The organism is Streptomyces sp. NPDC111520 (genome assembly GCF_055635295.1).
In genome coordinates this window covers 12,189-37,211 of the sequence record NZ_JBVKBW010000035.1, presented here as the reverse complement: position 1 = coordinate 37,211, position 25,023 = coordinate 12,189, and the positions used below count along the sequence as shown (strand labels likewise).

Genomic DNA, 25,023 nt, shown 5'->3' with positions numbered 1-25,023 from the left:
TCGTACGGGATGAGCCCCGCCCGGCCGCACGCGCTCCTATCATCCGTTCGCGGTAACGTGTGCGGCTGTGAACGCTGCGACCCCCCATGTGCTGCCCGCCGTCTCCGTGATCATGCCGGTGCTCGACGAGGAGCGGCACCTGCGAAACTCCGTCCGCCACATCCTCGAGCAGGACTACGCGGGCGAACTCGAGGTGGTCATCGCCCTCGGCCCCTCCACGGACCGCACGGACGAGATCGCCGCGGAGCTGGTGCGCGAGGACCCCCGCGTCCACACGGTGCCCAACCCCACCGGCCGCACCCCCGCCGCACTGAACGCCGCCATCAAGGCCTCCCGGCACCCCGTCGTGGTGCGGGTCGACGGCCACGGCATGCTCTCGCCCGACTACATCAAGACCGCGGTGCGGCTGCTGGAGGAGACCGGCGCCGTCAACGTCGGCGGCATCATGCACGCCGAGGGCGAGAACGACTGGGAGCGCGCCGTCGCCGCCGCCATGACCTCGAAGATCGGCGTCGGCAACGCGGCCTTCCACACCGGGGGCGCCGCCGCCCCCGCCGACACCGTCTACCTCGGGGTCTTCCGCCGCGAGGTGCTGGAGCAGCAGGGCGGCTACAACGAGGAGTTCATCCGCGCCCAGGACTGGGAGCTGAACTACCGCATCCGCGAGGCCGGCGGCCTGATCTGGTTCTCCCCCGAGCTGCGCGTCTCCTACCGCCCGCGGCCCAGCGTCCGCGCGCTGGCCAAGCAGTACAAGGACTACGGGCGCTGGCGCCGCGTCGTCACCCGCTACCACCAGGGCTCGGTCAACCTGCGCTACCTGGCCGCCCCGGCCGCCGTGGTGGCCATCGCGGCCGGCGTGGTGGTCGGTGCCGCGGTCACCCCGCTCGGCTTCGTCGTCCCCGGCGGCTACCTCGTGGCGATCGCGCTGGGCTCGCTCCCGGCCGGCAAGGGGCTGTCCGCCGGCGCCCGGCTGCGGATCCCGGTGGCGCTCGCCACCATGCACATGTCCTGGGGCTTCGGCTTCCTGACCAGCCCGCGGTCGCTCGCCCGGCGGGTCATCGCCAGCCGCCGCCCCGCGGTGCGGGCGGCGGCCGACGCGTGAGGCCGGGGGCGGACCCCTACCAGCTGTAGTAGGAGTTCACCTTCATGCACGCCGAGTCGTCGGAGGCGTTGAGCGCGCTCGCGCTGTCCAGCACCTCCTTGGTGTCGGTGCTGCTGGCCGCCGGGTACGTCGACCCGGTCGTCCAGTCGGCGCCGATCACCAGCGTGACGCCCTCGGCGGAGGAGGACTTCTTCACCACGCCGGCGGGCAGCTTCAGCGCCTTCGCGACGGCCAGGGCGTTCGCCTTGTCGTCGTCGCTCGCGTAGGTGATCGTGCTGCCGGACTGCGACTGCGGTGTGGAGTCGGCCTCGGCCTGGGTGAAGCCCAGCGACTTCAGCTCCTCCGTGACCGCGCCCGCCCGGCCGGAGACGGCGGGCGTCGAGGCGCTGCCGGTGCCGTTCTGGACGGTCACCGCGATCTCGCCCTTGGGCGAGGCCTTCGCGGTGGCGGTGGACTTGTCGGCCTTCTTCTTCTTGGCGGCCTTGCCGTCCACGGCCTGGTCGTTGCGGAGCAGCGTGAAGAGCTTGCCCGCCGCACCGGTCGGCACCACGTGCGCGGTCGGGTTCTCCGGGTCGGCGCCCCACGGCATCGTCGTCATGGTGATGCGGTCGGTGGGCACGCCCTTGAGGTCGTTGCCCATGTCGTAGAGCTTCTTGACGGTGCCGAGGCCGGTGTCGACGGTCAGCGCCTTGGTGGCGGCCTCCGCCAGACCGGTCAGCTTGCCGGGGTCGGTGAGCTTCGTCCCCGACTTCAGCTGGCGCACCATCGCGTTCATGTACATGTGCTGGGCGTGGGTACGGCCGATGTCGCTGCCGTCCTCGAAGCCGTGCCGGGTACGGAGCCACTGGAGGGCCTGCTGGCCCTTGATGGTGTGGTCGCCCTTGGTGAGCTTGAGCCCGGACTTGCGGTCCCAGACGTTGCCCTTGACGCAGACCGGGACGCCGCCGACCGCGTCGGCCATGGACACCACGCCGGCGAAGTCGATCATCATGAAGTGGTCGATGGATATGTCCGTGAGCTTCTCCCAGGTGGCCACGGTGCAGCCGGGACCGCCGTGCTGGAGGCTCGTGTTGATGGTCTCCGTCGTCGTCTCGGGGTAGACGCGCCCGTCGTCCGGGTCGGTGCACTTGGGGATGGTGACCCGGGTGTCGCGCGGGATGCTGACCACGGTCATGTTGCTGCGGTCGGCCGAGACGTGCAGCAGCATCTGGACGTCGGCGAGCGGTTTGCGGTCCGCGTCTGCCTTCGCACCGCCGAGCTTCTGGTTCTCCTTGGAGGCCCGGCTGTCGGAACCGAGGAGGAGGATGTTCAGCGGGGTCTGGCCCGCCGCGTTCGCCTTGCTCTTGGCGGCCTGGCTGTCGCCGAGGTTGAGCGCGTCCTTCTTGATGTTCGCGTTGAGGTGCTGGTAGTACGCGTAAGCGGCGCCGGCCGTCCCGAGTATCGCCACCGACGTGACGATCGCCACCCAGCGCAGGGCGCGCCTCTTGCCCTTCTTGCGGCGGCGGTTGCCGCGGCGGCCGCCGCCGTCCTGGCCGTCGTGTCCGTCGTCGTACCCGTCGTCGTCCGCGCCGTCGCCCTGCGTCGCGGTCAGGGTGCCGGTGGACCCGCCGTCGTCCCCGTAGTCCTCGTAGGCGCCGTAACCGGCCCCGTGGCCGTCGTCGCCGTAGCCCCCGGCCTCATGGCCCGCCGTGTCCTGGCCGCCCGGCTGGTAGGGCGCGTACGGATCCTGCGGCGGGTACCCGCCGCCGCGCTGCGGCTCCTCGGGGCGGTAGCCGCCGCGATGCGGCTGCTGCGGAACCGTCGGATGCGGGTGCGGAGTCGGCTGCTGCGGCACGTACGGCTGTCCGTGACCGTTCCCGTACGGAGCGTCGCCCCATCCGGGTTCGTGGGGATCGAAGGGGACGTTCCGCCCCCCGGGGATGCTGCCGTGGCGCATGTGGGCCCTCCCATGACGCGCTGGTCACTACGGTCACCGGCTGCGCCGCGGCGCTCGGATCGTGGGTGATGTTCAGCTGTGCGACTGTCTAAGTCCTGTGGAACCGGAACAGCCCTGCTCGCGAATGGTTGGAGGTCACGATACATAAACCGCGACGGGGTCAAGGCTTTGGTTTCTTATCGCCTGTGTAAAGCGAACGTGCGCATTACCCCAAACCGGGATCCCAGCGATATGGCCTGTACACGTCCATGCAGGCTGAATCATTCGCTCCGTTGAGGGCCCCGGCGCTCTTGGGCAGCGTTCCGCCGTCGTCGGCGGCACCCTGGAACGCCGTCCCGTCGCGCCAGTCGGCGCCCACGACGAGTGTGACGGAGCCGACATGTGAGGATTGCTTCACAGCGCCGCCGGGGAGCCCGAGCGCCTTCGCCACGGCGACGGCGTCCGAGCGGCCCTGCGCGCCCTCGGCGGCCGGGTACTCGACGACGGTGGCCGCCGTCGGCTGCGCCGTGCCGTCCGCCGTCGCCCGGCCGAAGCCGGACTGCGCCAGCACCCCGGCCAGGGCTCGCGCCCGGCCGTTGACCGGAGTCCCCGTGGCGTCGCCGGCGGTGCCGTTCACGACCGTCACCGGGATGTCCGCGGCGGGCCGGGCGGCCGGCCCGGACGGTTCGGTCCTCTCCTTCGGCTTCTTCTTCCCCTTGTCGTCGAAGGCGACGTCGTGGACCAGCCGCGACCACACCTTGGGGGCGGCCACCGGGTCCGGCATGTAGTGCTGGTCGTTCTCGGTGTCCGTGACCGGCGGCATGGTCAGCATGGTGATCCGGTCCGACGGCACGCTCTTGAGCTGCATGCCGAGGTTGAGGAGCTCCTTCGGTGTCCCTATCTCCTCCGACACCTGCAGCGCCTTGGTCGCGGCCTCGGCGAGGTTCCGCAGCCGCCCGCCGTCGGTGAACACGTTCTGCGAGCGCAGCTCGCGCACCATCGAGTTCATGTACATGTGCTGCGCCTGGGCGCGCCCGAGGTCGCTCTCGAAGGCGTGCCGGGTGCGCAGCCACTGCAGCGCCGTCTTGCCGGTGATCTTCTGCCGGCCCGCCTTCAGCTTCAGTCCCGACCCTCCCGGCTGCTGCGGGGTCGGGTGGTCCCACACGGGCTGCTTCACGCAGACGTCGACGCCGCCGATGGCGTCGGCCATCTTCACCACGCCCGCGAAGTCGATCATCATCCAGTGGTCGATGTAGACCTTGGTGAGGTTCTGCACGGTGGCGAGCGTGCACCCGGGACCGCCGCGGGCCAGGCTCTCGTTGATGATCGCGTGCGTGGTGGCGGCGTACTTCCTGCCCGTCGTCGGGTCGGTGCACGCCGGGATCGGCACCCGGGTGTCGCGCGGGATGCTCACCACGGACATGTTGCTGCGGTCGGCGGAGACGTGCAGCAGCATGATCACATCGGCGCGGGGCGGGTCGCCCTTGGTGTACTTGGCGCCGCCCAGCTTCAGGTTCTCCTCGGAGTTGCGGCCGTCGGCGCCCAGCAGCAGGACGTTCAGCGCGTTCGTCGGCGCCTTGGCCACGTCGCTGTCGCCGCTGTTCCGCTTGCCCTTGCGGATGTTGTCGCTCAGGTGCTCGTAGTACGCGTAGGCGACGCCCGCCGTCCCGAGGACGACCACCGCGAGACCGGTCGCGGTCCACTTCAGGACCCGGCGTCCGCGCTTCGCCGGCCGCGGCCCTCGGCGGCGCCCGTCGCCGTCGCCGTCACCCGCGGGGTCCGTGTGCGGGGACCGCGCCGTGTCGGTGCCCCGCTCCGCCGCCCCGTCCCGCGGGTGGTCGTCGTAGAGGCTGTCGTCCCAGCCGAGATCGCGCACACGACTGTCCGTCATCGTCCGGTACCCACCCTGCCACCTCTGTCGGCCCTCGTGCCCTCAACGGGCGGCTACTTGGCGCACACGCTCTTGTCGTCGGCCTCGACCTTCTGGATGCCCTCGGGGGCCTTCGTCGGCGCGGCGATCGGCGTGCCGGCCTGCTTGAAGTCCTTTCCGAGGGTGAGGGTCATGTTGGCGCGCGGAGCGGCGTCCTCGGTGCCCTGCTGGAGCGCCGAGGCCGGCAGCCCCATCATCTCGGCCAGCCGCCGTGCCTGGTCCGCCTGGTTGGGCGCGTACTCCAGCGTCGTCTTCTTCACCTCGGCGGGCGCGTTGCCGCCGTTGGTGGAGCGGCTGACGCCCTCGTCGTTCTGCAGCCAGTTGACGGTGTCCTGGGCGGCGCCGAAGACCCCGCTGCCGTTGAACACCTCGACCCGGACGTCGATCGGGTCGGCCTTGGGGCCCTTGAGCTTGGCCGCCTCGGACGCCTTCTGCTTCTTCTTCACCTCGGTGAGCGAGATGTCGTCCTTCACCATGCTGAACAACTGCGGCGCCTTGGTCTCGTCCAGCACCACCGTGGTGTGCACCTTCTCGGCGGGGTTGTCTATGACCGGCACCGTCGCGAAGGTGATGTTCTTGGTGTTGACCCGGCTCAGGTCCTTGGCGAGCTCGCTCAGCTTGGTCACGCTGCCGATGCCGGTGTCGACGGTGAGCGCCTTCGTCGCGGTGTTCGCCAGCTTGAGCAGCTTGGTCGGACTGGTCAGCGTGTCGCCCGACTTCATCTTGCGCATCATCGAACTGAGGAACTGCTGCTGCAGTTCGATGCGGCTCAGGTCGCCGCCGAAGCCGACGCTGTGCCTGGTGCGGACGAAGGCCAGCGCCTGCTCGCCCGCGACGGTGTGCCGTCCCTTGGTCAGCTTCAGGTGCGAGTCCGGGTCGTCGATGTCCTTGGCCAGGCACACCTCGACGCCGCCGACCGCCGTTGACAGGTCCTTCACCGCGTCGAAGTTGGCCATCATGAAATGGTCGGGGGTGATGCCGGTCAGCGCCTTGACGGTCCGCATCGTGCAGCCCGGGTCGCGGCCGTACTGGCCCAGGCTGGTGTTGAACCGGACGTCGCTCTCCGCCGGGATGATCTTCGTGGAGCCGTCGGGCTGCTTCGTCGGGCAGTCCGGGATGTCGGTGATGATGTCGCGCGGGATGCTCAGCGCCGTCGCGTTGGAGCGGTCCTTGGAGACGTGGAAGAGGATCGTGGTGTCGGCGTGGCCGACGTTGGCCGCGTCGCCGTACTTGCCCTTCAGACCCTGCCGGCTGTCGGTGCCGATGACGAGGATGTTGACCGGACCGGTGGACGTGGCGTTCTTGGAGCCGATGCCCGGGTCGATCGCGTTGATGTTGCCGTTGAGCTGCTGGTACAGGGCGTAGACGCCCACGCAGGCCGCGATGACGACGACGCCGAGCGTGCCGGCCGTCCAGATCAGGGCCCGCTTCTTCGCCGACTTCCGGGCCTTGGGACGCCGCCGGCTGGTGCGTGCGGCCGCACGGCCGCCGCCCTCGGCCCGGGTGGCCGCCCGGCCGCCGCCGGCCGCCCTTCCGGGCCCCGTCGTACGGCCGTTGCCCGCCGAGCGGCCGCTGCCCGCCGCCCTGGAGCCGCCTTCGGCGGATCGGCCCTCGGCGCCGCGGCCCTCGCCCTCGGCGCCGGAACGGCCCTGTCGTGCGCGGTCGCCGCCCTGTGGCTGGACGCGCTGTGCCCGCCGGCCCGTCCCCTGCGCGGGAACGGCTCGCTCCGCCTGCTGCGGGGGGTCGAGCCGCAACTGGTAGCTGCCCGTCTCGGGATCGAAAACCCACTGATCCGCCGGGTCGACGTGCCTACGGCCTTGCGTGTCCACGGTCGATCGAGTCCTCCGTCTCGGCCGCTGCAACAGGCCGGATCGCTCACACTAACCCCACAGTTCAGCGTCTACGCCCGCCGCTGACAAATTCCGCTCCCCTACAACTGGACAAACTGTTCAATCCTCACTGCCGCCGCACACGTCGCGGTCGGCGGTGGTGCCGCGGTACGACGGGGACGCGCTCGCCGAGCCCGACGGTGTAGGAGATGCCGGAGGGGCGGTGGAGGTTCCGCCGTCCGTCGGACGGGGCGAGCCCGAGCCGGAGTCCCCGTCGCCCTCGACCATCACCTGCCCGTCCTCGCGCAGCGTCGTGAACAGTTCGTCCGAGGCGGGCTGCACCAGTTCGTCACGGTTGGGGTCGGCGGTGTAGGGGCGCCGCGGCACGGTGAGGAAACGCACCTGGTCCGTGGGCGTCTTGCGCAGGCTCTGCGCCAGTTCGTACAGCTCGGCCAGCGAGTCCAGGCCCTCGTCCGCGGTGAGCGAGGAGGTCGCGGCGTCCAGCAGCGGGTAGAGCTTGGCGGGGTTGAGCAACACCCCCGTGGAGTCGACCTTCTGCACCAGGGAGGCGAGGAACTGCTGCTGGCGGTCCATCCGCTGGGTGTCGCTGCCGTCGCCGATGCCCTTGCGGGCGCGGACGTAGCCGAGGGCCTGCTCGCCGCGCAGCACCTGGCGCCCCGCCTCCAGGTCCAGGTGCGCGTCCTGGTCGTGCACGGCGTGCGGGACGCAGACCTCGACGCCGTCGACCGCGTCGACCATCTTCTTGAAGCCGTTGAAGTCCACCACGAGGTGGTGGTCGACGCGGATCCCGGTCAGCTTCTCCACCGTGCGGATCGTGCAGGCCGCGCCCCCGAACTCGAACGCCCAGTTGAACTGCGCGAACTGGGGGCTGGTCATGCTGCCGTCGGCCCGCCGGCACGAGGGGATGTCGACCATGAGGTCACGCGGCAGGCTGACCGCCGTCGCGGTCTTCCGGTCGGCGGCCAGGTGCAGGAGTATCGCGGTGTCCGAGCGCTGGGTGCCGGTGTCCTGGCCGTACTTGCCGTTGCCGTTGCCGCGGTTGTCCGAGCCCAGGAGCAGGATGTTCTCGGCGGTGGTCGCCTCGGGCAGCACCGTCGGCCGCTCGGACTGCACCCGCATCAGCTCGTGGGCGGTGTCCGTGTCCGTCCGGATGTTCCCGTCGAGCTGCTTGTAGATGTACCAGGAGAACCCGGCCCCGGCGAGCAGCACCAGGGAGACGACCACCCCGAGGACGCGCAGCCAGGTGCGGCGGCGCTTCCTCGGTGCGGCCTCGGCGGGTGGGGTGTCGCGCTCCGGGCTGTCGCTCTCCGGGGCGCCGGCTTCCGGGGTGTCGGTGGGTGGGGCCTCGGCCGCTGGGGTGTCGGCGGGAGGGGTGTCCTCGGCTTCCGGCGAATCGGCTGGCGTGGTCACGTCCGGGCCCGTCCTTACAGGTGCTACTGATGATCAGGTCACCTATAAAGACCGTCCAGTCCCGTCCTCGGTTGTGCGGAGTTGTTCAATTCCGTCCGAGGCGGCCGAAGACGGTGGGCCGGGCGCCCGGCTACGCCACGTGGGTCACCCGCTCGCTCTCCCGGCGCTTGTCCAGGTCGGCGGGGGGCAGCCGGTCCAGGTTGCGGCAGAGCACCACGGAGGCGTCCGCCGCCAGCGGCGCCAGCAGCCCCGCGGCCAGCCCGTCCCAGTCCTCGTACGACCGGCCCGACAGCAGCCGCGCCCCGGCCGTCAGGCCCAGGGCCGAGGCGGAGGACCGGGCCCGCTCGACCACCTCCGCGCCGGTGAGCTCCTCCCCGCCCGGTAGCTCCAGCGCCGGCGCGCCGGCGTCCACCGGCGCGTACGGGACGAAGCGGTCGCCCTGCGACGGCACCTCGACCGCGTAGTCCAGGAAACCCTCCGGGGGCTGCGGGAACCGGCCGCCCAGCGGGCGCAGCGCCAGCGCGACCCGCTCGCCGGAGCAGGCGCGGGCCGCCTCCAGCGTGTCCGGGCCGGACACCACCAGGTCGGCACCGCCCGGGTCGCCCCCGGGCACCACGACCACGCCGGTGGAGAAGCAGGCGAGCACCCATACCGCGGTCTGCCAGTGCGCCGGCAGCAGCAGTGCCGCGCGGTCACCCGGCTGGGCGCCCAGTTCGTCCTGGATGAGGTTGGCGGTCTTGGCCACCCAGTTGCCGAAGGTGGCCACCGACAGTTCGACGCGTTCGCCGGTGGCGTCGTCGTAGAAGGTGACCAGGGGTCGGGCGGGGTCCGCCGCGAGCGCGGAACGCAGCAGGTCGGCGGGTGTACGGGCAGTCGCTGTCACGCGGCCCAGGCTACGTCAGGCGGCGGCGTCCCGGGCGGCGCTGAGGGCCCGGCAGAAGAGGACGGTCCGTCAGATCCCGGCTGCGCGTTCTGGGGGCTTATGCAACCGTTCTTCCCATGCGTGCACTTCTTGCGACGTCGATCTCCGCGGCGTGCATGGCTGCCCTCGCCCTGCCGCTCGCCTTCCCCTCCGGCGCCACCGCCACCAGCGCGCCGGCGCGGGCGGCCGCCTCCGACACTCCCCCCGGCGCCACCCGCACCCTCGCTCTGGGGCCGCTCGCCACGTCCGGCCGTGTCGTCGGCGCCCCGCTCTCCCAGGGTCTGCCCGCCCGTGCCGTGCGTCCGTTCTCCATGATCGGCATCACCTGGGACGACGTCGGCACCGACCTGCGCGGCACCGTCCAGGTCAGGACCCGCGCCCTCGGCACCGGCCGGTGGTCGAACTGGCGCACCGTCGAGGCGCACAACGACGACGCCCCCGACGCCGGCTCGACCGAGGGCTCGGGCCCCGCGGTGCGCGGCTCGACCGTCCCCCTGTGGGTGGGCCGTTCCGACGGGATCGAGGTGCGGGTCGTGCCCGAGGCCCCCACCGGCGGCAGGCGCGGGGTGCAGCCCGGCCTGCCCAAGGGGCTGCGGGTGGAGATGGTCGACCCCGGGGACGCACCGGGCGACGGCCCCGGTGACGGTCCCGGCGGTGACCTCGGCGGTGACGTGGGTGGTGACCTCGGCGGTGACCTGGGCGGTGACCTGGGTGGCAGCTACCTCGACCCCGATGCCGCCCTGGACCCCGGCCCCGCCGGACCGGGAGGCACGGGCCCGGGCGGTGACGTCACGACAGGCGGCCCCTCCGTCCCCGGCCCCTCCGGCGGCGACCCCTTCGCCGGTGTCGGCCCCGCTGAGGACGGCGACCCCTTCGACGGCGTCGGACCCAGCGAGTCCGGCGACCCGCTCGGCGGAGGTCGCCCGCAGGACGGAACCACCACCGACACCACTGCCGACCCGAGCGACACCACGGGCACCCCGGTCGAGTCCCCCTTCGTGCCCGAGCTCAGCCGGTCCCAGACCGAGGCCCTCACCGGGCAGCGCTTCACCGGCGCGCGACCCCGCATCGTCACCCGGTTCGGCTGGGGTGCCGACGAGCAACTGCGCAACGAGGAATCCGAGTTCACGGATGCCATCAGCGCGATCTTCGTCCACCACACCGCCACCGGCAACGACTACGAGTGCTCCGACTCGCCCTCCGTCATCCGCGGTATCTACCGCTACCACGTCAAGAGCAGCGGCTGGCGCGACATCGGCTACAACTTCCTCGTCGACAAGTGCGGAAACATCTACGAAGGCCGGAGCGGCGGCGTCTCCAAGGCCGTCTTCGGCGCGCACACCCTCGGCTTCAACGAGCACACCATGGGCATCGCCGTGCTCGGCGACTACTCCGAGGAACGGCCCAGCGGCGAGGCCCTGTCGGCCGTCGCCCGGCTCGCCGCGTGGAAACTCGGAATTTACGGCCGCAACCCGGAGGGCATGACTTATCTGGTGTCCGGAGGGAGCAACAGGTACCCGAAGGGCACACGTGTCCACATGAACGTCATCTCGGGCCACCGGGACGGATTCAACACGCAATGCCCAGGAACGGTGCTCTACGACGATCTCGGCATCATCCGCCGCACCGCGGCGGGGCTCCAGGGCCGCTGATCGCACCCTGCATAGGATTGGCCGCTCATTCGTTCGGCCCGCCAGGAAGCGGAGACAAACACAGGTGACTGAAGCGATCCTCTTGGTCGGCGGCAAGGGCACCAGGCTGCGCCCCCTGACGGTGCACACCCCCAAGCCGATGGTCCCCGCGGCCGGTGTCCCGTTCCTCACCCACCAACTGGCCAGGGCGCGCGCGGCGGGCGTCGAGCACATCGTCCTGGCGACCTCCTACCTGGCCGAGGTCTTCGAGCCGCACTTCGGCGACGGGTCGGCCCTGGGGCTGCGCCTGGAGTACGTCACCGAGGACGAGCCGCTCGGCACCGGCGGCGCCATCCGCAACGTCGCGGACCGCCTGGACTCCGCCCCCGGCGACCCGGTCCTCGTCTTCAACGGGGACATCCTCACCGGCCTCGACATCGCCGGCCTCGTCGCCACCCACCGCGACTCCGGCGCCGACGTCTCCCTCCACCTGACCCGGGTCGAGGACCCCCGGGCCTTCGGGCTCGTGCCGACCGACGCCACCGGGCGCGTCACCGCGTTCCTGGAGAAGCCGGAGACGCCCGAGGAGATCGTCACCGACCAGATCAACGCGGGCGCCTACGTCTTCGACCGCTCCGTCATCGACTCCATCCCCACCGGCCGCCCGGTCTCCGTCGAGCGCGAGACCTTCCCCGGCCTGCTGGCCGACGGCGCCCACCTGCAGGGCATGGTCGACTCCACGTACTGGCTCGACCTCGGCACCCCGCACGCCTTCGTCCGCGGCTCCGCCGACCTCGTCCTCGGCCACGCGCCCTCCCCGGCGGTCCCGGGCCGCTGCGGCGAACGCCTCGTCCTGGAGGGCGCCCGGATCGCCGACGACGCCAAGCTCACCGGCGGCACCGCCGTCTCCCCGGGCGCCGTCATCGGTTCCGGGGCGGTCGTCGAGGGCAGCACGGTCCTGGCCGGCGCCGTCGTGCACCCCGGCGCGACGGTCGTGGACTCCCTCATCGGCGCCGGGGCGGTCATCGGGGAGCGCACCGTCGTCCACGGATCGGTCATCGGCGACGCCGCGCGCATCGGCGCCGACAACGAACTGCGGCACGGGGTGCGCATCTGGTGCGGCGCGGTCATCCCGGACGGCGCGGTCCGCTTCTCCTCCGACCAGTAGCCGCCGTGCGCCCGGCCGGTGGGCGCGTCCCGCCGGCCGGGGGGCCGGGGCCCGTGCACTCGGAGCCGGCGGCCCCGGAAGCCGGCGGCCCCGGCGCCCGGAAAGCCCCGAAGCCCCGAAGCCCGGCGGCCCACGCCGTACGCTCGGAGGGTGCATCCCGAGCAGACCCGACTCCTCCGCGCCTCGTCCGGCCGCGTCCCCGGCCCCCGCACACCCGGCCGCACCCGCCGATGGACCCCGCGCGGCCCCCTGGACCTCGGGCTCACGCTCGGCCCCCTGCGCCGCGGCCCCGGCGACCCCGCCTTCCGCGTCGGCGCCGACCGCGCGGTCTACCGCGCCTCACGCACCCCCGAGGGCCCCGGCACCCTGCGCATCGCCCGCCCCTCCGGCGGCGAGGTCGAGGCCGAGGCGTGGGGCCCCGGCGCCGAATGGCTGCTGGACGGCCTCCCCGGCCTGCTCGGCGACGCCGACGACCCCGCCGCCTTCACCGCCCGGCACCGCGTCGTCCACGAGGCCCACCGCCGCAACCCCGGCCTGCGGCTGACCCGTACCGGACTGGTGCTGGAGTCCCTCATCCCGGCGATCCTGGAGCAGAAGGTCACCTCCGACGAGGCATACCGCTCCTGGCGGGTCCTGCTGTGGCGCTTCGGCGAGCCCGCCCCCGGCCCCGGCGAGGAACTGCGCATGCGGGTCATGCCCGACGCCCGCGGCTGGGCCATGATCCCCTCCTGGGAGTGGCACCGCGCCAACGTGGACGGCAAGCGCTCCGCCGCCGCGGTACGTACCGCTCGCGCCGCCGCCCGCATGGAGCAGGCCACCGCCCTCGCGCCCAGCGACGCCCTCGCCAGGCTCCAGGCCGTCCCCGGCATCGGCCCCTGGACGGCCGCCGAGACCCTGCAGCGCAGCAACGGCGACCCGGACGCGGTCACCGTCGGCGACCTCCACCTGCCGCACACCGTCGGCTACGCCCTCACCGGCGCCCACCGCACGGACGACGCCACCATGCTGGAGCTCCTGGAGCCCTATGCCGGCCAGCGCCACCGCGCCGCCCGCCTCATCCTCCTCACCGGCCGCCGCCCCCCGCGCCGCGCCCCCCGCATGGCCCCGGGCAACATCGTCCCGCTCTGACGCGCGGGACGCCGCCTTATGCTCTGCGGGTGACGACCACGAACGCCGCCCTCGCCGACATACTCGACCGCCGGAAGCCGGAGGAGGAAGCGGAGCAACTGCTCGCCGCCGTCATCGATTTCGGCGTGTTCGTCCCCGTGGGCGACAACGGCTCGGTGATCTTCATGAAGGGGCAGGACGGGAATCCCGTGCTGCCCGGTTACGCCAGCGAGGAGTGCTGTCACCAACGCCGGCCCGAAGCCGCGGCCGCCCTTCATTGCGACGTGACGCGCCTGATGGACATCCAGAAGCACACGAACACCGAGGCGCTCGCCGTCTTCTCCGAACACGGCTGGGCCACGGTTCCCTTCGCCCTGGTGGCACACACCCTGCGCACCCGGGGCATGCGCCTGACGAGCGAGCGCACCGTGAGGTACAGCTGGTCCACGCACCCGATGGCCGTGGCGCTGCGCGACACGGTCCGCGACCGGCTCCTGGACTTCCCCGGCATCGAGTGCGTGTGGATCGCCGAGGTCCGCTGGATGGACACGGGCACGGAACAGCTCATGCTCCACCTGGCGCTCACGGACGCCGCGCAACCGGACACGGCCGACGCCCTGATGGAGGACGTGCTCTCGGCGATCGCCCTCGGCGCCGAGACCCGCGAGGTCGTCGTACGGGTCCTGCGCCCGGAATCCGATGCCGATGCGGCTGCCGCGCGCGAGCTCGACACGATGGGCCTGGACACCGTGCGCGCGGACCATGCCGCACGCCGCGTCGAGGTGGTCTCGCGCGAGTACGACGTGGCACCCGAGCGGCCGCGCCGCTGGTGGCGCCGGTAGGCGCGCTGCCGGACGGGGAGATCGACGCGGTCGGGGACGACCGCGACCGCGTGGTCACCCTCCGGCCGAGGCCCGGAGGCCGGCAGACGGCCGCTAGAGCCCGGCGGCGAAGCCGACGAAGGCGGCCCACTCGGCGGAGGTGAAGTCCAGCCCCGGCCCGTCCGGGTCCTTGTCGTGACAGACGATCGGTGACCCGCCGCTCGATCGTCTCGTCGTCCAGCAACGGCCTGCGCATGGCGAACACAGCCCGCGCGTATTCCTCACGGTACGGGCCGACGTCGAACTCCCTCTCGGCGACTGACCGACGCCTGTGTCAGAGCACGGCTCGGCGGCGCAGGCCGTCCCGAAGGACGCCTAGCGCACCTCGATGAACGCCTCCGCGCTCCGCCCCCAACGCTCCTTCGGGGGCGCCGCGGGGCGGCCGATCGCGACGGCACCCATCGGGTCCCAGTCGTCCGGCAGGTCCAACACCTCGCGCACCACGTCGCGGCAGAACATCGTGGACGACACCCACGCCGACCCCAACTGCTCGCCGGCCAGGGCGACGAGGAGGTTCTCCACGGCCGCCCCCATGGCGACCACGAACATCTCGCGCTCCGCCGCCGACCGCCGCGCGTCCGGGTAGTCGTGCGCCCCGTCCGCGACCAGGCAGGGCACCACCAGGTACGGCGCCCTGCGCAGGACGTCGCCTCGGCGGACCCGCTTGGCGATGGACTCCTCGCTGCGGCCGTCGCGGCGCAGGTCCGCGATCCAGGCGTCGCGCATGGCGTCCAGCAGCCGGACCCGCGCCTGCTCCGACTCCAGCAGCACGAAGCGCCACGGCGTCGTGTGGTGCGGCGCCGGCGCGGTGACGGCGAGGGCCACGGCGCGCCGTACGGCGGCCCCGTCGACGGGCTCGTCGGTGAAGTCGCGGATGGTGCGCCGCAGGGAGACGGCCTCGCGCACGGCCTCCGAAGTGCCCAGCCGGAACATGTCGTCGGCGGCGGGCCGGACGAGGGCGCGGCCGCCGGCGCCGTCCTCCTCCGCGGGCAGCACCAGGCGCTCCAGACCCCGGACGACGGCGACCGGCGACCCGGTGGCCTTGCCCTTCACCAGGTCCCCGGCCGCGGCGAGCTCGTCGGCCAGGGCCGTGACCGTGACGGCCAGTTCGTTGCCGTGGGAGTCCGTCGCCCCCCGCAGGTCGTCCAGCACACGCAGCCCGGCCGCGCCGATCGCGACGTCGGTCAGGCCCTCGCGCCAGGGCCGCCCGAAGGTGTCGGTGACGACCACGGCGACGTTGACGCCGAGCGCGTCCCGCAGCCCCGTCCGGATCGTGCGGGCGGAGGCGTCCGGGTCCTCGGGCAGCAGCAGCACCGTGCCGGGGGCCGTGTTGGAGGCGTCCACGCCGGCCGCGGCCATGACGAAGCCGTGCCGGGTCTCCACGATCCGGGTCGGCCCGCGGCGCGCGACGAGCCGCACCGCCTCCGCGTCGATCGCCGCCTCGCGGTCGGCGGCGCGCACGACGCGTCCCTCCGCCTTGCTGACGATCTTCGAGGTGACGACGAGGACGTCGCCGTCCGCCAGTTCCGCCGCGTTCGCCGCGATCAGCTTCGCGATGTCCGCGCCGGGCCCGACCTCGGGCAGGCCCGCGACGGTCCACACACGGAAGGACGCGATCACGCCCGCACCTCCCCGGCCAGCGTCAGCGCCTCACGGGCCATCGCGGCCGTCGCGTCCAGGTCCGTCATCATCAGCGGCACGGCCCGGCAGCGGATGCCCGCGGCCTCGACCTCCGCCACCGAACCGGCGTCGACCGTGTCGACCAGCCAGCCGTCCAGCAGCCCCGAGCCGTAGTGGGCGGCGACCGCCGCCGCCGTGGACTCCACGCCGACCGCCGCCAGCACCTTGTCGGCCATGCCGCGCACCGGTGCGTCGCCGACGATGGGGGAGAGGCCCACCACCGGCACGCCCGCCTCGGCGATGGCCTCGCGGATGCCGGGCACGGCCAGGATCGTGCCGACCGACACCACCGGGTTGGACGGCGGGAAGAGGATGACGTCCGCCTCCGCGATCGCCTCGAGCACGCCGGGCGCGGGCTTGGCGCCCTCCGCGCCGACCGGCAGCACCGCGTACGCCGGGACGGAGGCCCGCAGCCGCACCCAGTACTCCTGGAAGTGGACCGCCTTGCGTCCGCCACCGGGGCCCGCGTCCGGGTCGTCGACGACGACGTGCGTCTCGATCCGGTCGTCCGTCATCGGGATCAGCCGTACGCCCGGCTGCCAGCGCGCGCACAGCGCCTCGGTGACCGCGCTGAGCGGGTAGCCCGCGCCGATCATCTGGGTGCGCACGATGTGGGTCGCGAAGTCGCGGTCGCCCAGGCCGAACCACTCGGGTCCGACGCCGTAGGCGGCCAGCTCGTCCTTGACCGTGAACGTCTCGTCGGCGCGGCCCCAGCCCTGCTCCTCGTGGATCCCGCCGCCGAGGGTGTACATGACGGTGTCGAGGTCGGGGCAGACCTTGAGGCCGAACAGGTGGATGTCGTCGCCGGTGTTGCCGATGACGGTGACGTCCGCCTCCGGCGCCGCCGCCTTCAGACCGCGCAGGAAACGGGCTCCCCCGATGCCGCCGGCCAGTACCACGATTCGCATGCGGACAGTCTGTCAGCCCGCCGCGTCAGCCAGCGAACGTGCCCTCGGCCGCCGGCTTCCCCGGGGTGCAGGCGTACGGGGTCATCTCCGTCAGGCCGGGGAAGTAGACGTGCAGGCTGACCGCGCCTTCCAGGGAGTCGTTGACCACCTCGTGGACGTAACCGGGGGCGAACACCCGCTGGTGCCCCGGCAGGAGTGAACGGCGGGTCTCGCCGTTGCCGCCGAGGGCGCGCTCGGTCAGTCCGCCCTCCAGGACGGTCAGCACCCCCGAGGAGCGGCCGTGGTCGTGCAGCCCGCTGCCCTGGCCGGGGACCCAGCTGAGCAGCCAGACCTCGTACCCGGGCCCGGTCTCCAGGCGGTCGTACCAGCGGGTGGTGGCGTCGTAGCGGACGCGCGGCGCCCAACGGGCGCGGTCCGCCGCGATCTTGCGCGCCAGTCCGGCGAATTCCGCGACCGTGCCGGGGTAGGCGGGAGCAGGCGGAAGGAGGTGGGGGATGGCGAGGGGGTCGCCGGCGATCGAGACGTCGCTGTTCATGGGTGCGGGAGTTCCTACGGGAAGTGAGGAGCGTCAGGCATGCGCATGAGGCTGTGCGGGCTGGGAAGTGTCCTTCAGCGGCAACAGCTGGAACAGCGACAGTGAGCTTCCACGGCACGACGGAACTCGCCGAGGCGGCGGGTCCGGGTGGGCACGTGGGTCACTGGCATGCGCTCCAGCACACCGGGTCCCCGGCGGCCTGTCAACTTGATGTCGGGTTTGTCGTAAATCTTTCACCTGATCCGGCTATTCAGCGTGGTGAAAGGTTTGTGTGCAGAACACCCAGGAAAAGTGCCGACGCAACCACACGGGTACGCAGGAACGTCTCCTCGTGAAACGTCGTTGTGTTTTCGTGATCGCATCGTGATCGCCACCCTCCAGGGGCCGCGACCGCGGTTGACGTATGCGGACGTTTGGGCTGATTTGAACACTTTCTGTCAGGCCTTGGTTCCGCAGGGTGAATAACGGGCCCAATAGCAGATCTCGGCTTGACTGGCCCGTATCGGCACACTTGTAATTTCACTCGTGTCGTTCGACCGTCGCAGGTAACGGCAACATCACGGGGACGCGAAAACAGACGAGGGGCGCGCATGACCGAGCTGTTCCAGCTGTTGCTGGCCGAAGAGGCCGACGAAGAGCTCGGGTGGCAGGAGCGCGCGCTGTGCGCGCAGACCGATCCCGAGTCCTTCTTCCCCGAGAAGGGCGGCTCCACCCGCGAGGCCAAGAAGGTCTGCCTCGCCTGCGAGGTCCGCTCCGACTGCCTGGACTACGCCCTCGCCAACGACGAGCGCTTCGGCATCTGGGGCGGGCTGTCCGAGCGTGAGCGCCGGCGCCTGAAGAAGGGCGTCGTCTGACGCCCCTAAGTACGGCAGCCGCGCGGTGACCGCAGGGCGACCGCACGGCGTCCGCCCGGTTCGCGCCCGTCACGGCAGGCTTCGTCGGCATATGTGCCCCGGACCCGGAAGGGCCGCCTCCCGCAACCGTTAGTGTGGGGGCCCGTCCGAGACGCCCAAGGCGTCGTCCGAAGTCCAGCGAACCGGGGCCCGAACCTCGATGTCCGTGAACAGTTCAGCCGGGACTCAATACGCCGCCCAGGCACCGGAGTTCCCGCGCCACGTCGTCACCGCCGTGCTCGTCTCCCATGACGGTGCCCGCTGGCTGCCCAACGCGCTCTCGGGCCTGGTCTCCCAGGACCGCCCGGTCCAGGACGTCATCGCCGCCGACACCGGCAGCAGCGACGACTCCGCCCGTCTGCTCGCCGAGAGCCTCGGCGACCACCGCGTCCTGCACCTCGCCCGCCGCAACGGCTTCGGCGCCGCCGTCGACGAGTGCGTCCGCGCCGCCGAGCCCCTGACCGCGGAGCAGCTGCCCTACCTGGCACGGCGCAGCAGCTGGGACCCGGCCACCCGCACCTGGAACGACGACGCCTACGACGAGCCCGAGCAGCCGCACGGCGAACCCGTCCAGTGGCTGTGGCTCCTGCACGACGACTGCGAGCCCGCCCCGGACGCCCTCCTCAACCTGCTGCGCGTCGCCGACTCCTCGCCCTCCGCCGCGATCATCGGCCCCAAGCTGCGCAGCTGGTACGACCGGCGGCAGCTGCTGGAGGTCGGCGTCTCCATCGCCCGCAGCGGCCGCCGCTGGACCGGCCTGGAGCGCCGCGAGCAGGACCAGGGCCAGCACGACCAGGTCCGCCAGGTGCTCTCCGTCTCCAGCGCGGGCATGCTGGTGCGCCGCGACGTGTGGGAGGACCTCGGCGGATTCGACCGCCGGCTGCCCCTCATGCGCGACGACGTCGACTTCTGCTGGCGCGCCCAGTCCGCCGGCCACACCGTCCTCGTCGCCCCCGACGCCGTCCTGCGGCACGCCGAGGCGGCCTCCCGCGAGCGCCGCCCCGTCGACTGCGCCGGCCGCTCCGCGGTCGACCCGCACCGCGTCGACAAGGCGGGCGCCGTCTACACGCTGCTGGCCAACACCCGCGGCGCCCTGCTCCCGTACGTCTTCGCGCGCGTCGTGCTCGGCACCGTGCTGCGCACCCTCGCCTACCTCGTCGGCAAGGTCCCCGGACAGGCCGTCGACGAGATCACCGGCCTGCTGTCGGTCCTGCTGCGCCCCGGCCGCCTCCTCGGCGCCCGCCGCCGGCGCTCCCGGGCCGTCGTACCGCCCTCCGAACTCCGGCCGCTCTTCCCGCCGCCCGGCGCGACCGTACGGGCCACCGTCGAGCAGGTCGTCAGCAACGTCTCCGGCCGCGCGGCCGCCGACGCCTCCTCCGCCGGACGCCACGGCGGCGGCCTGGAGTCCGGGCCCAGCGGTGGCGACGACGACGGCGAGTACATGGACGTCGAGCAGTTCGCGCTGCTCAAGCGCATCGCCCGGCAGCCCGCCCCGATGCTCTTCGCCGTCCTGCTGCTCTTCTCCCTCATCGCCTGCCGCGCGCTCCTCGGCGGCGGCGCGCTGTCCGGCGGCGCACTGCTGCCCGCCGCCTCCGACGCCTCCGACCTGTGGGGTTCCTACCTCGGCGGCTGGCACTCCCTCGGCGCCGGCAGCACCGAGAGCGCGCCGCCGTACCTGGCGATCGTGGCCACCCTGTCGAGCATCCTGCTCGGCAGCTCCGGTCTCGCCCTGACCGTGCTCCTGGTCGCCTCGGTGCCGCTCGCCGGCCTCAGCGCCTACTTCGTGTCGCGGCCGCTGGTCGACTCCCGCCTGCTGCGCGCCTGGGGCGCCGTCGCGTACGCCTTCCTGCCCGCCGCCACCGGCGCCCTCGCCGGCGGCCGGCTCGGCACCGCCGTCCTGGCGATCCTGCTGCCGCTCATGGCCCGCGCCGCCGTCTCGGCCGCGGGGCTGCGGATGTCCGCCGACGCCGTCGAGCGCGGCCTGCGGCCCGGCTGGCGCGCCGCCTGGGCGGTCGCGCTGCTGCTGACCGTCACGACCGCGTTCACCCCTATCACCTGGCTGATCGCGCTGGTGCTCGCCGGCGTCGCCATCGCCACGCGCGTCGTGCGCGGGCAGGGCCGGCTCCTCGTCCCGCTCGCCCTGCGGGCCGTGGCCGTGCTCGGCGCCCCCATGGTGGTCCTCGCGCCCTGGTCGCTGGGGCTGCTCACGCACCCCAGCCGCTTCCTGGACGAGGCCGGCCTGCCGTTCGGCGCCCAGTCGGCCGGCGCCACCGACCTGCTGCTGATCAACCCCGGCGGCCCCGGCGCCACGGGCGGCTACCTGCTCGCGGGCATCGTGCTGGCCGCGCTCGCCGCACTGGTGCGCGCCGAGCGCCGCTCGGCCATCGTCACCGCCTGGGTGGGCGCCCTGACCGGCCTGGTCTTCGCGGTCCTCGCCAACACCGCCGCCTGGGCCGGCCCCGCCACCCTCGTCTACGGCTTCGCCCTGCTGGCCGCCGCCGCGGTCGGCGCCGAGCGCGCCCAGGAGCGGCTCGCCGCCTCCGGCTTCGGCTGGCGCCAGCCCGTCGCCGCGCTCGTCGCCCTGGCCGCCGTGCTCGCTCCGCTGTCCGCCGCCGTCGGCTGGATGGCCGGCGGCGCCGACGGCCCGCTGGAGCGCCGCGACCCCACCCAGGTGCCCGCCTTCGTCGCCGAGGAGAGCACCACCCGGGACCAGGCCCGCACCCTCGTCCTGTCGGGCACGCCCGCCCACGTCTCGTACGCCCTCGTCCGGGGCGCGGGCGCCCGCCTCGGCGACGCCGAGATCGCCGCCGCGGACGGTGGCGACGCCCGGCTCGCCAAGATCGTCGGCAACCTGGTGGCGGGCTCCGGCGCGGACCAGGCCAGCCAGCTCGGCGGCTACGCCGTCCGCTACGTCCTCGTCCAGAGCGGCGCCCCGCGCGAGGTCGGCCGCACCCTCGACAGCACGCCGGGCCTGTCCCGGCTCAGCCAGGCCGACGGCAGCGCCCTGTGGCGGGTCGACGACGACGTCGCACGCGTCACGATCGTCGAGCCCTCCGGCGGCAAGGACTCCGGCAGCGGTGAGGACGGCAGCAGCGAGGACAGCTCCGGCGAGGACACCGAGGCCCCCGCCGGCACGGTGACCGTCGCCTCCGGCAAGGTCGAGGCCCACACCACCGTCCCCGCCGGCGCCGACGGCCGCGTGCTGCGCATCGCCGACCGCGCCGCCCCCGGCTGGACCGCCACCCTCGACGGCAAGGAACTCACCGCCACCACCGTCGACGGCTGGGCCCAGGGCTTCCGGCTCCCCGCCAACGGCGGCCGGCTCGACCTCGTCTACGACGACCCCTTCACGCACACCGTGTGGCTGTGGGCCCAGGGCTTCCTCGGCCTGGTGCTCGTCGTCATGGCCCTGCCGGGCCGGCGCCGCGAGGTCGACGACGACCTGCCCGACGCGGAGCCCGAGCCCGTGCTCGCCGCCGCGGGCGCCGGCATCCCGTCGCAGGGCGGCGACGGCCGCCGCGCCCGCCGGCTGCGCGCCGCCGCCGAGGCCGAGGGGGAGGCGGAGGCGGACGACGCCCCCGACGAGCCCCGGGCCGCCGAGCCCGCCCGGCACGAGCAGGCCGAGTACGCGCAGTACGCCGAGTACGACCCGTACGCCGCCCCCCAGCAGGACGACCCGTACGGCCAGGAGCAGTGGGCCGCGGAGTACCAGAGCAGCTACGGCTACGAGCAGCCCGCCCAGCAGCAGGAGCAGGTCTACGACCCGTACGGCTACGGGCAACAGTCCCCGCAGCCCGGCTACGACCGGCAGGGCTACGAACAGGAGCCCCAGCAGCCGCAGGGCTACGAGCAGCAGCCCCAGCAGCCCCAGCAGCAACAGGGCTACGACGCCTCGTACGCCCCGTACGGCACCTATGACACGGACGCGTACGACACGGACGGCTACCGCCGCGACGGGAGCAACCAGCAGTGAACCGCAGCACCCTCTCCCTGATCGGCGTCACCGCCGCCCTGGCCGCGGTCGCCGGCGTCGCCACCGTCTCCGGCGCGGGCACCCCGGACGCCGCGCCCGCCGTGAGCGCGGCGCGACTGCCCGTCGAGCGGTCCACGCTGACCTGCCCGGCGCCGTCGGACTCCGACTTCGCCTCGACCACCTACACCGCCTTCACTCCCAAGGGCGACTCCGCCGGCTCGGGCGGCACCGCCGCCCTGCTGCCCGCCGCCGGCCAGGACGGCAAGGCCCCCGCCAAGCGCAAGCCGGTCGCGCCGCTGAAGGAGGCGGGCACGCCCGTCACCGCGGTCACCGAGGCCACCGACGCCCCCGCCCTCGTCGGCACCGCCGACGGGGCGCTCGCCCCCGGCTGGACCGTGCAGCAGACCACGGTCGTCGACGCGGGTCCGGCCCGGGCGGTGCTCGGCACCTCCTGCGCCGTACCGGACAGCGAGTTCTGGTTCCCCGGCGTCAGCACCGGCGCCGACCGGCAGGACTACGTCCACCTGACGAACCCGGACGACACCGCGGCCGTCGTCGACCTGCGGCTCTACGGCGACAAGGGCGAGGTCAAGACCACCACCACCGACGGCATCACGGTGCCGCCCGGCGCGACCGTGCCCGTCCTGCTCTCCACGCTCACCACGGAGAAGACCGACGCCCTCACCCTGCACGTCACCGCCCGCAGCGGCCGGGTCGGCGCCACGGTGGAGGCCGAGGACGCCAAGGCGGGCGGCGACTGGCTGCCCGCCTCCACCGACCCCGCCGCCGGCGCCGTCATGCCCGGCATCCCCGGCGACGCCTCCTCCGTGCGCCTGGTGGTCTTCGCGACCGGCGACAGCGACGCCGACCTCAAGCTGCGGCTCGCCTCCTCGGGCGGTGAGATCACCCCGGCCGGGCACGAGACCGTCCACGTCAAGAGCGGTATGACCACCGCCGTCGACCTCGGCGACGTCACCAAGGGCGAGGCCGGCTCACTCGTCCTCAGCCCGACCGACCCCTCCGACGACGCCCCCGTGGTCGCCGCCCTGCGGATCACCCGCGGCAAGGGCGACGACCAGGAGACGGCCTTCGTGTCCGCAACCGCACCCATCGGCGACCGCGCCAGCGCCGCCGACAACCGCACCAAGGGCTCGACGCTCGCCCTCACCGCGCCGGAGGGCGACGCCACCGTACGGGTCGTCACCTCCGCCTCGACGAAGGGCGGCGAAGCCGTCACCAAGAACGTCCCGGTCAAGCGCGGCACGACGGTCGTCCTGTCGCCGCCCGCCCCCTCGTCCGGCAAGGGCTCCTTCGCCGTCACCGTGCAACCGGCCTCGGGCGGCCCCGTCTACGCCTCGCGGATGCTCGCCCTGCCGGAGGGCGGCGTCCCGATGTTCACCATCCAGACGATGCCGGACGACCGCGGACTGGTCGCCGTCCCGGAGTCGGAAGAGGACCTGTCCATCCTGAACCGCTGACGGCCCCCGCGCCCCGGCCCCCGGCGCGGGGAGGCTAGCCCTCCCCGTACCGGGGGTCGACGTTCTCCGGCGACAGCCCCAGCAGCTCGGCCACCTGCTCCACGACCACGTCGTGCACCAGCAGGGCCCGCTCCTCGCGGCTCTTGGCCCGGATCTCCACCGGCCGCCGGTACACCACGATGCGGTGCGGGTTGCCCTTGTGCCCGCCGAGCAGGCGCCCCAGCGGCACCCCGTCGTCGAACCGGCCGTCGGCCGCGGCGCCGCCGGCGCCACCGTCCACCGGCCAGGGCACCTCCTGCACCGCGAACTCCACCTCCGCCAGCTGCGGCCAGCGCCGCTCGAGCCGGTCGGCCGCGTCCCGCACGAGGTCGTCGAAGGCGTCGGCGCGGGTGCGCGCCAGCGGCACCTGCGGGGGCGCGATGGGGCCACGCATGCCGCGGCCGTGTCGGTCGCGGTGGCGTTGGCGCGGTGCGGGCGAAGGGGTGTCCATCACCTCTGAGAGTAGCCGTCGGGAGCCCCGGGTATGCGGCTCCGTGACCGCTGCCACCACCACGGGGTACGAGGACGGGACATCCCCGTCGATGTCGCAGAATGTACGGTCGCCGACCCCCTGAGCCCGCGCGATTCCTCTGCCCTGACCGCTTCGCCGATCGCTGTTGGCATCATTTGCGACGATTCGTGATCGATGCGTCCGCGGGGGCATCCGCACATTTCCGGCCCTTCGCAGGTCAGCTGCCTCGCGCACAGGTCGGACCTTCCCGGCCAACCCGGACGACACGACGGGGTGAGCTCCTGGGGAGTCGTCGCGGCCCGCTCAAGAGTGCGGTACCGTCCAACGTCGTGAGCCTTGTACGTCGCTGTTCGCGCACCGCGTGTGGCCGTCCCGCCGTCGCGACGCTGACGTACGTCTACGCGGACTCCACCGCCGTCCTCGGACCGCTCGCCACCTACGCGGAACCCCACTGCTACGACCTGTGCTCCGAGCACTCCGAGCGCCTCACCGCCCCCCGCGGCTGGGAAGTCGTACGGCTCGCCACCGACACCGGCCCCACCCGCCCCAGCGGCGACGACCTCGAAGCGCTCGCCAACGCCGTTCGCGAGGCCGCCCGCCCCCAGGAACGCGAGGGCAACGGCACCAACGGCCGAGGCGGCGACCCCATGGAGATCGCCCGCCGCGGCCACCTCCGCGTCCTCCGCTCCCCCGACTCCTGACGCCCCCGGCCGGGCCCCCCGCCGGCGCCCCCGGCATCGGCACGCTCCACCCGACCTGCCCGGCCCCCGGGAGGCACCTCTCGCTCTACCCGGCCCGGTCCTCGGGTGTGGCCCGGCGCGTGACGGACTTCCCGGCCGGCGCCCCCGGGCGGGCACCTTGCGTGCGACTCCTGACCGGTACCGGCGGCTGCCTCTTCGCTGGGCTCCTGGCTCTCCGTCGTGGTACCTCCGGCCGGGTACGACCGGCCGCCTTGTGTCCACCTCCAGCCGGCGCCTCTCGCCCTACCCGTCCGGTCCTCGGCGGTGGTTCGGCGTGTGGCGGACTTCCCGGTCGGCGCCCCCGGGCGGGCACCTTGCGTGCGACTCCTGACCGGTACCGGCGGCTGCCTCTTCGCTGGGCTCCTGGCTCTCCGTCGTGGTACCTCCGA

17 protein-coding genes and 2 pseudogenes are annotated in these 25,023 nt (G+C 73.2%); 9 read left to right on the top strand and 10 right to left on the bottom strand.

Annotated features, from left to right (window positions below):
• Positions 1 to 61: 61 nt before the first annotated feature.
• Positions 62 to 1,102: pseudogene (locus ACZ7MY_RS41300) on the top strand (glycosyltransferase family 2 protein); the annotation flags it as partial.
• 16 nt (positions 1,103 to 1,118) lie between these two features.
• Here the strand turns inward: ACZ7MY_RS41300 and ACZ7MY_RS41295 are convergent.
• The 5 genes from ACZ7MY_RS41295 to ACZ7MY_RS41275 form a co-directional block, all read right to left on the bottom strand.
• Entirely contained in the window at positions 1,119 to 3,038 is a 1,920-nt protein-coding gene (locus ACZ7MY_RS41295) for an LCP family protein (RefSeq protein ID WP_499611122.1), read from the bottom strand.
• 205 nt (positions 3,039 to 3,243) lie between these two features.
• Positions 3,244 to 4,908 carry an LCP family protein gene (locus tag ACZ7MY_RS41290; RefSeq protein WP_499611120.1) on the bottom strand — a complete coding sequence of 555 codons (1,665 nt, stop codon included), beginning with the start codon at positions 4,906 to 4,908 and terminating at the stop codon, positions 3,244 to 3,246.
• A gap of 53 nt (positions 4,909 to 4,961) precedes the next feature.
• Entirely contained in the window at positions 4,962 to 6,776 is a 1,815-nt protein-coding gene (locus tag ACZ7MY_RS41285; RefSeq protein ID WP_499611118.1) for an LCP family protein, read from the bottom strand.
• Between the two features lie 120 nt (positions 6,777 to 6,896).
• Complete coding sequence (locus ACZ7MY_RS41280) at positions 6,897 to 8,207, bottom strand: LCP family protein (protein WP_499611115.1); 1,311 nt, start codon at positions 8,205 to 8,207, stop codon at positions 6,897 to 6,899.
• A gap of 130 nt (positions 8,208 to 8,337) precedes the next feature.
• The gene (locus ACZ7MY_RS41275; protein WP_499611113.1) at positions 8,338 to 9,090 is read right to left on the bottom strand and encodes a TIGR03089 family protein; all 753 of its coding nucleotides are present in this window, start codon (positions 9,088 to 9,090) and stop codon (positions 8,338 to 8,340) included.
• A 116-nt stretch (positions 9,091 to 9,206) separates the two neighbouring features.
• Here ACZ7MY_RS41275 and ACZ7MY_RS41270 point away from each other — a divergent pair, with 116 nt between their 5' ends.
• The 4 genes from ACZ7MY_RS41270 to ACZ7MY_RS41255 all read left to right on the top strand — a co-directional run bounded on the left by ACZ7MY_RS41270 (position 9,207) and on the right by ACZ7MY_RS41255 (position 13,877).
• Positions 9,207 to 10,781, top strand: a complete 1,575-nt coding sequence (locus ACZ7MY_RS41270) for a peptidoglycan recognition protein family protein (RefSeq protein ID WP_499611111.1) — start codon at positions 9,207 to 9,209, stop codon at positions 10,779 to 10,781.
• A gap of 64 nt (positions 10,782 to 10,845) precedes the next feature.
• A complete protein-coding gene (gene manB, locus ACZ7MY_RS41265; RefSeq protein WP_499611109.1) occupies positions 10,846 to 11,928 on the top strand; it encodes a mannose-1-phosphate guanylyltransferase in 1,083 nt (360 codons plus the stop codon).
• Positions 11,929 to 12,078: 150 nt separating this feature from the next.
• Complete coding sequence (locus ACZ7MY_RS41260) at positions 12,079 to 13,056, top strand: DNA-3-methyladenine glycosylase family protein (RefSeq protein ID WP_499611105.1); 978 nt, start codon at positions 12,079 to 12,081, stop codon at positions 13,054 to 13,056.
• A gap of 29 nt (positions 13,057 to 13,085) precedes the next feature.
• Positions 13,086 to 13,877 carry a hypothetical protein gene (locus ACZ7MY_RS41255; RefSeq protein ID WP_499611102.1) on the top strand — a complete coding sequence of 264 codons (792 nt, stop codon included), beginning with the start codon at positions 13,086 to 13,088 and terminating at the stop codon, positions 13,875 to 13,877.
• A gap of 169 nt (positions 13,878 to 14,046) precedes the next feature.
• Here the strand turns inward: ACZ7MY_RS41255 and ACZ7MY_RS41250 are convergent.
• The 4 genes and pseudogenes from ACZ7MY_RS41250 to ACZ7MY_RS41235 form a co-directional block, all read right to left on the bottom strand.
• A pseudogene (locus ACZ7MY_RS41250) lies at positions 14,047 to 14,139 on the bottom strand (transcriptional regulator); the annotation flags it as partial.
• A 92-nt stretch (positions 14,140 to 14,231) separates the two neighbouring features.
• Positions 14,232 to 15,536 (bottom strand): coenzyme F420-0:L-glutamate ligase, encoded by a 1,305-nt coding sequence (locus ACZ7MY_RS41245; protein ID WP_499611100.1) that lies wholly within the window; start codon positions 15,534 to 15,536, stop codon positions 14,232 to 14,234.
• A complete protein-coding gene (gene cofD / locus ACZ7MY_RS41240; RefSeq protein ID WP_499611098.1) occupies positions 15,533 to 16,504 on the bottom strand; it encodes a 2-phospho-L-lactate transferase in 972 nt (323 codons plus the stop codon). Before cofD ends, ACZ7MY_RS41245 begins: the two co-directional genes overlap by 4 nt.
• A gap of 25 nt (positions 16,505 to 16,529) precedes the next feature.
• Positions 16,530 to 17,039 carry a cysteine dioxygenase gene (locus ACZ7MY_RS41235; RefSeq protein ID WP_499611095.1) on the bottom strand — a complete coding sequence of 170 codons (510 nt, stop codon included), beginning with the start codon at positions 17,037 to 17,039 and terminating at the stop codon, positions 16,530 to 16,532.
• 590 nt (positions 17,040 to 17,629) lie between these two features.
• On the opposite strand from ACZ7MY_RS41235, the gene ACZ7MY_RS41230 reads away from it, so the two are divergent.
• The 3 genes from ACZ7MY_RS41230 (at position 17,630) to ACZ7MY_RS41220 (ending at position 23,383) form a co-directional block, all read left to right on the top strand.
• Positions 17,630 to 17,893, top strand: coding sequence for a WhiB family transcriptional regulator (locus ACZ7MY_RS41230; RefSeq protein ID WP_018559705.1), 264 nt, complete (start codon positions 17,630 to 17,632; stop codon positions 17,891 to 17,893).
• A gap of 199 nt (positions 17,894 to 18,092) precedes the next feature.
• The gene (locus tag ACZ7MY_RS41225) at positions 18,093 to 21,905 is read left to right on the top strand and encodes a glycosyltransferase (RefSeq protein WP_499611093.1); all 3,813 of its coding nucleotides are present in this window, start codon (positions 18,093 to 18,095) and stop codon (positions 21,903 to 21,905) included.
• Positions 21,902 to 23,383 (top strand): DUF5719 family protein, encoded by a 1,482-nt coding sequence (locus ACZ7MY_RS41220; protein ID WP_499611091.1) that lies wholly within the window; start codon positions 21,902 to 21,904, stop codon positions 23,381 to 23,383. Before ACZ7MY_RS41225 ends, ACZ7MY_RS41220 begins: the two co-directional genes overlap by 4 nt.
• 34 nt (positions 23,384 to 23,417) lie before the next feature.
• On the opposite strand, the gene ACZ7MY_RS41215 is transcribed toward ACZ7MY_RS41220, so the two are convergent.
• A complete protein-coding gene (locus tag ACZ7MY_RS41215) occupies positions 23,418 to 23,873 on the bottom strand; it encodes a metallopeptidase family protein (protein ID WP_499611089.1) in 456 nt (151 codons plus the stop codon).
• 302 nt (positions 23,874 to 24,175) lie between these two features.
• Between ACZ7MY_RS41215 and ACZ7MY_RS41210 the strand changes: the two genes are divergently transcribed.
• Positions 24,176 to 24,595 (top strand): DUF3499 domain-containing protein, encoded by a 420-nt coding sequence (locus tag ACZ7MY_RS41210; RefSeq protein ID WP_078619945.1) that lies wholly within the window; start codon positions 24,176 to 24,178, stop codon positions 24,593 to 24,595.
• Positions 24,596 to 25,023 lie beyond the last annotated feature (428 nt).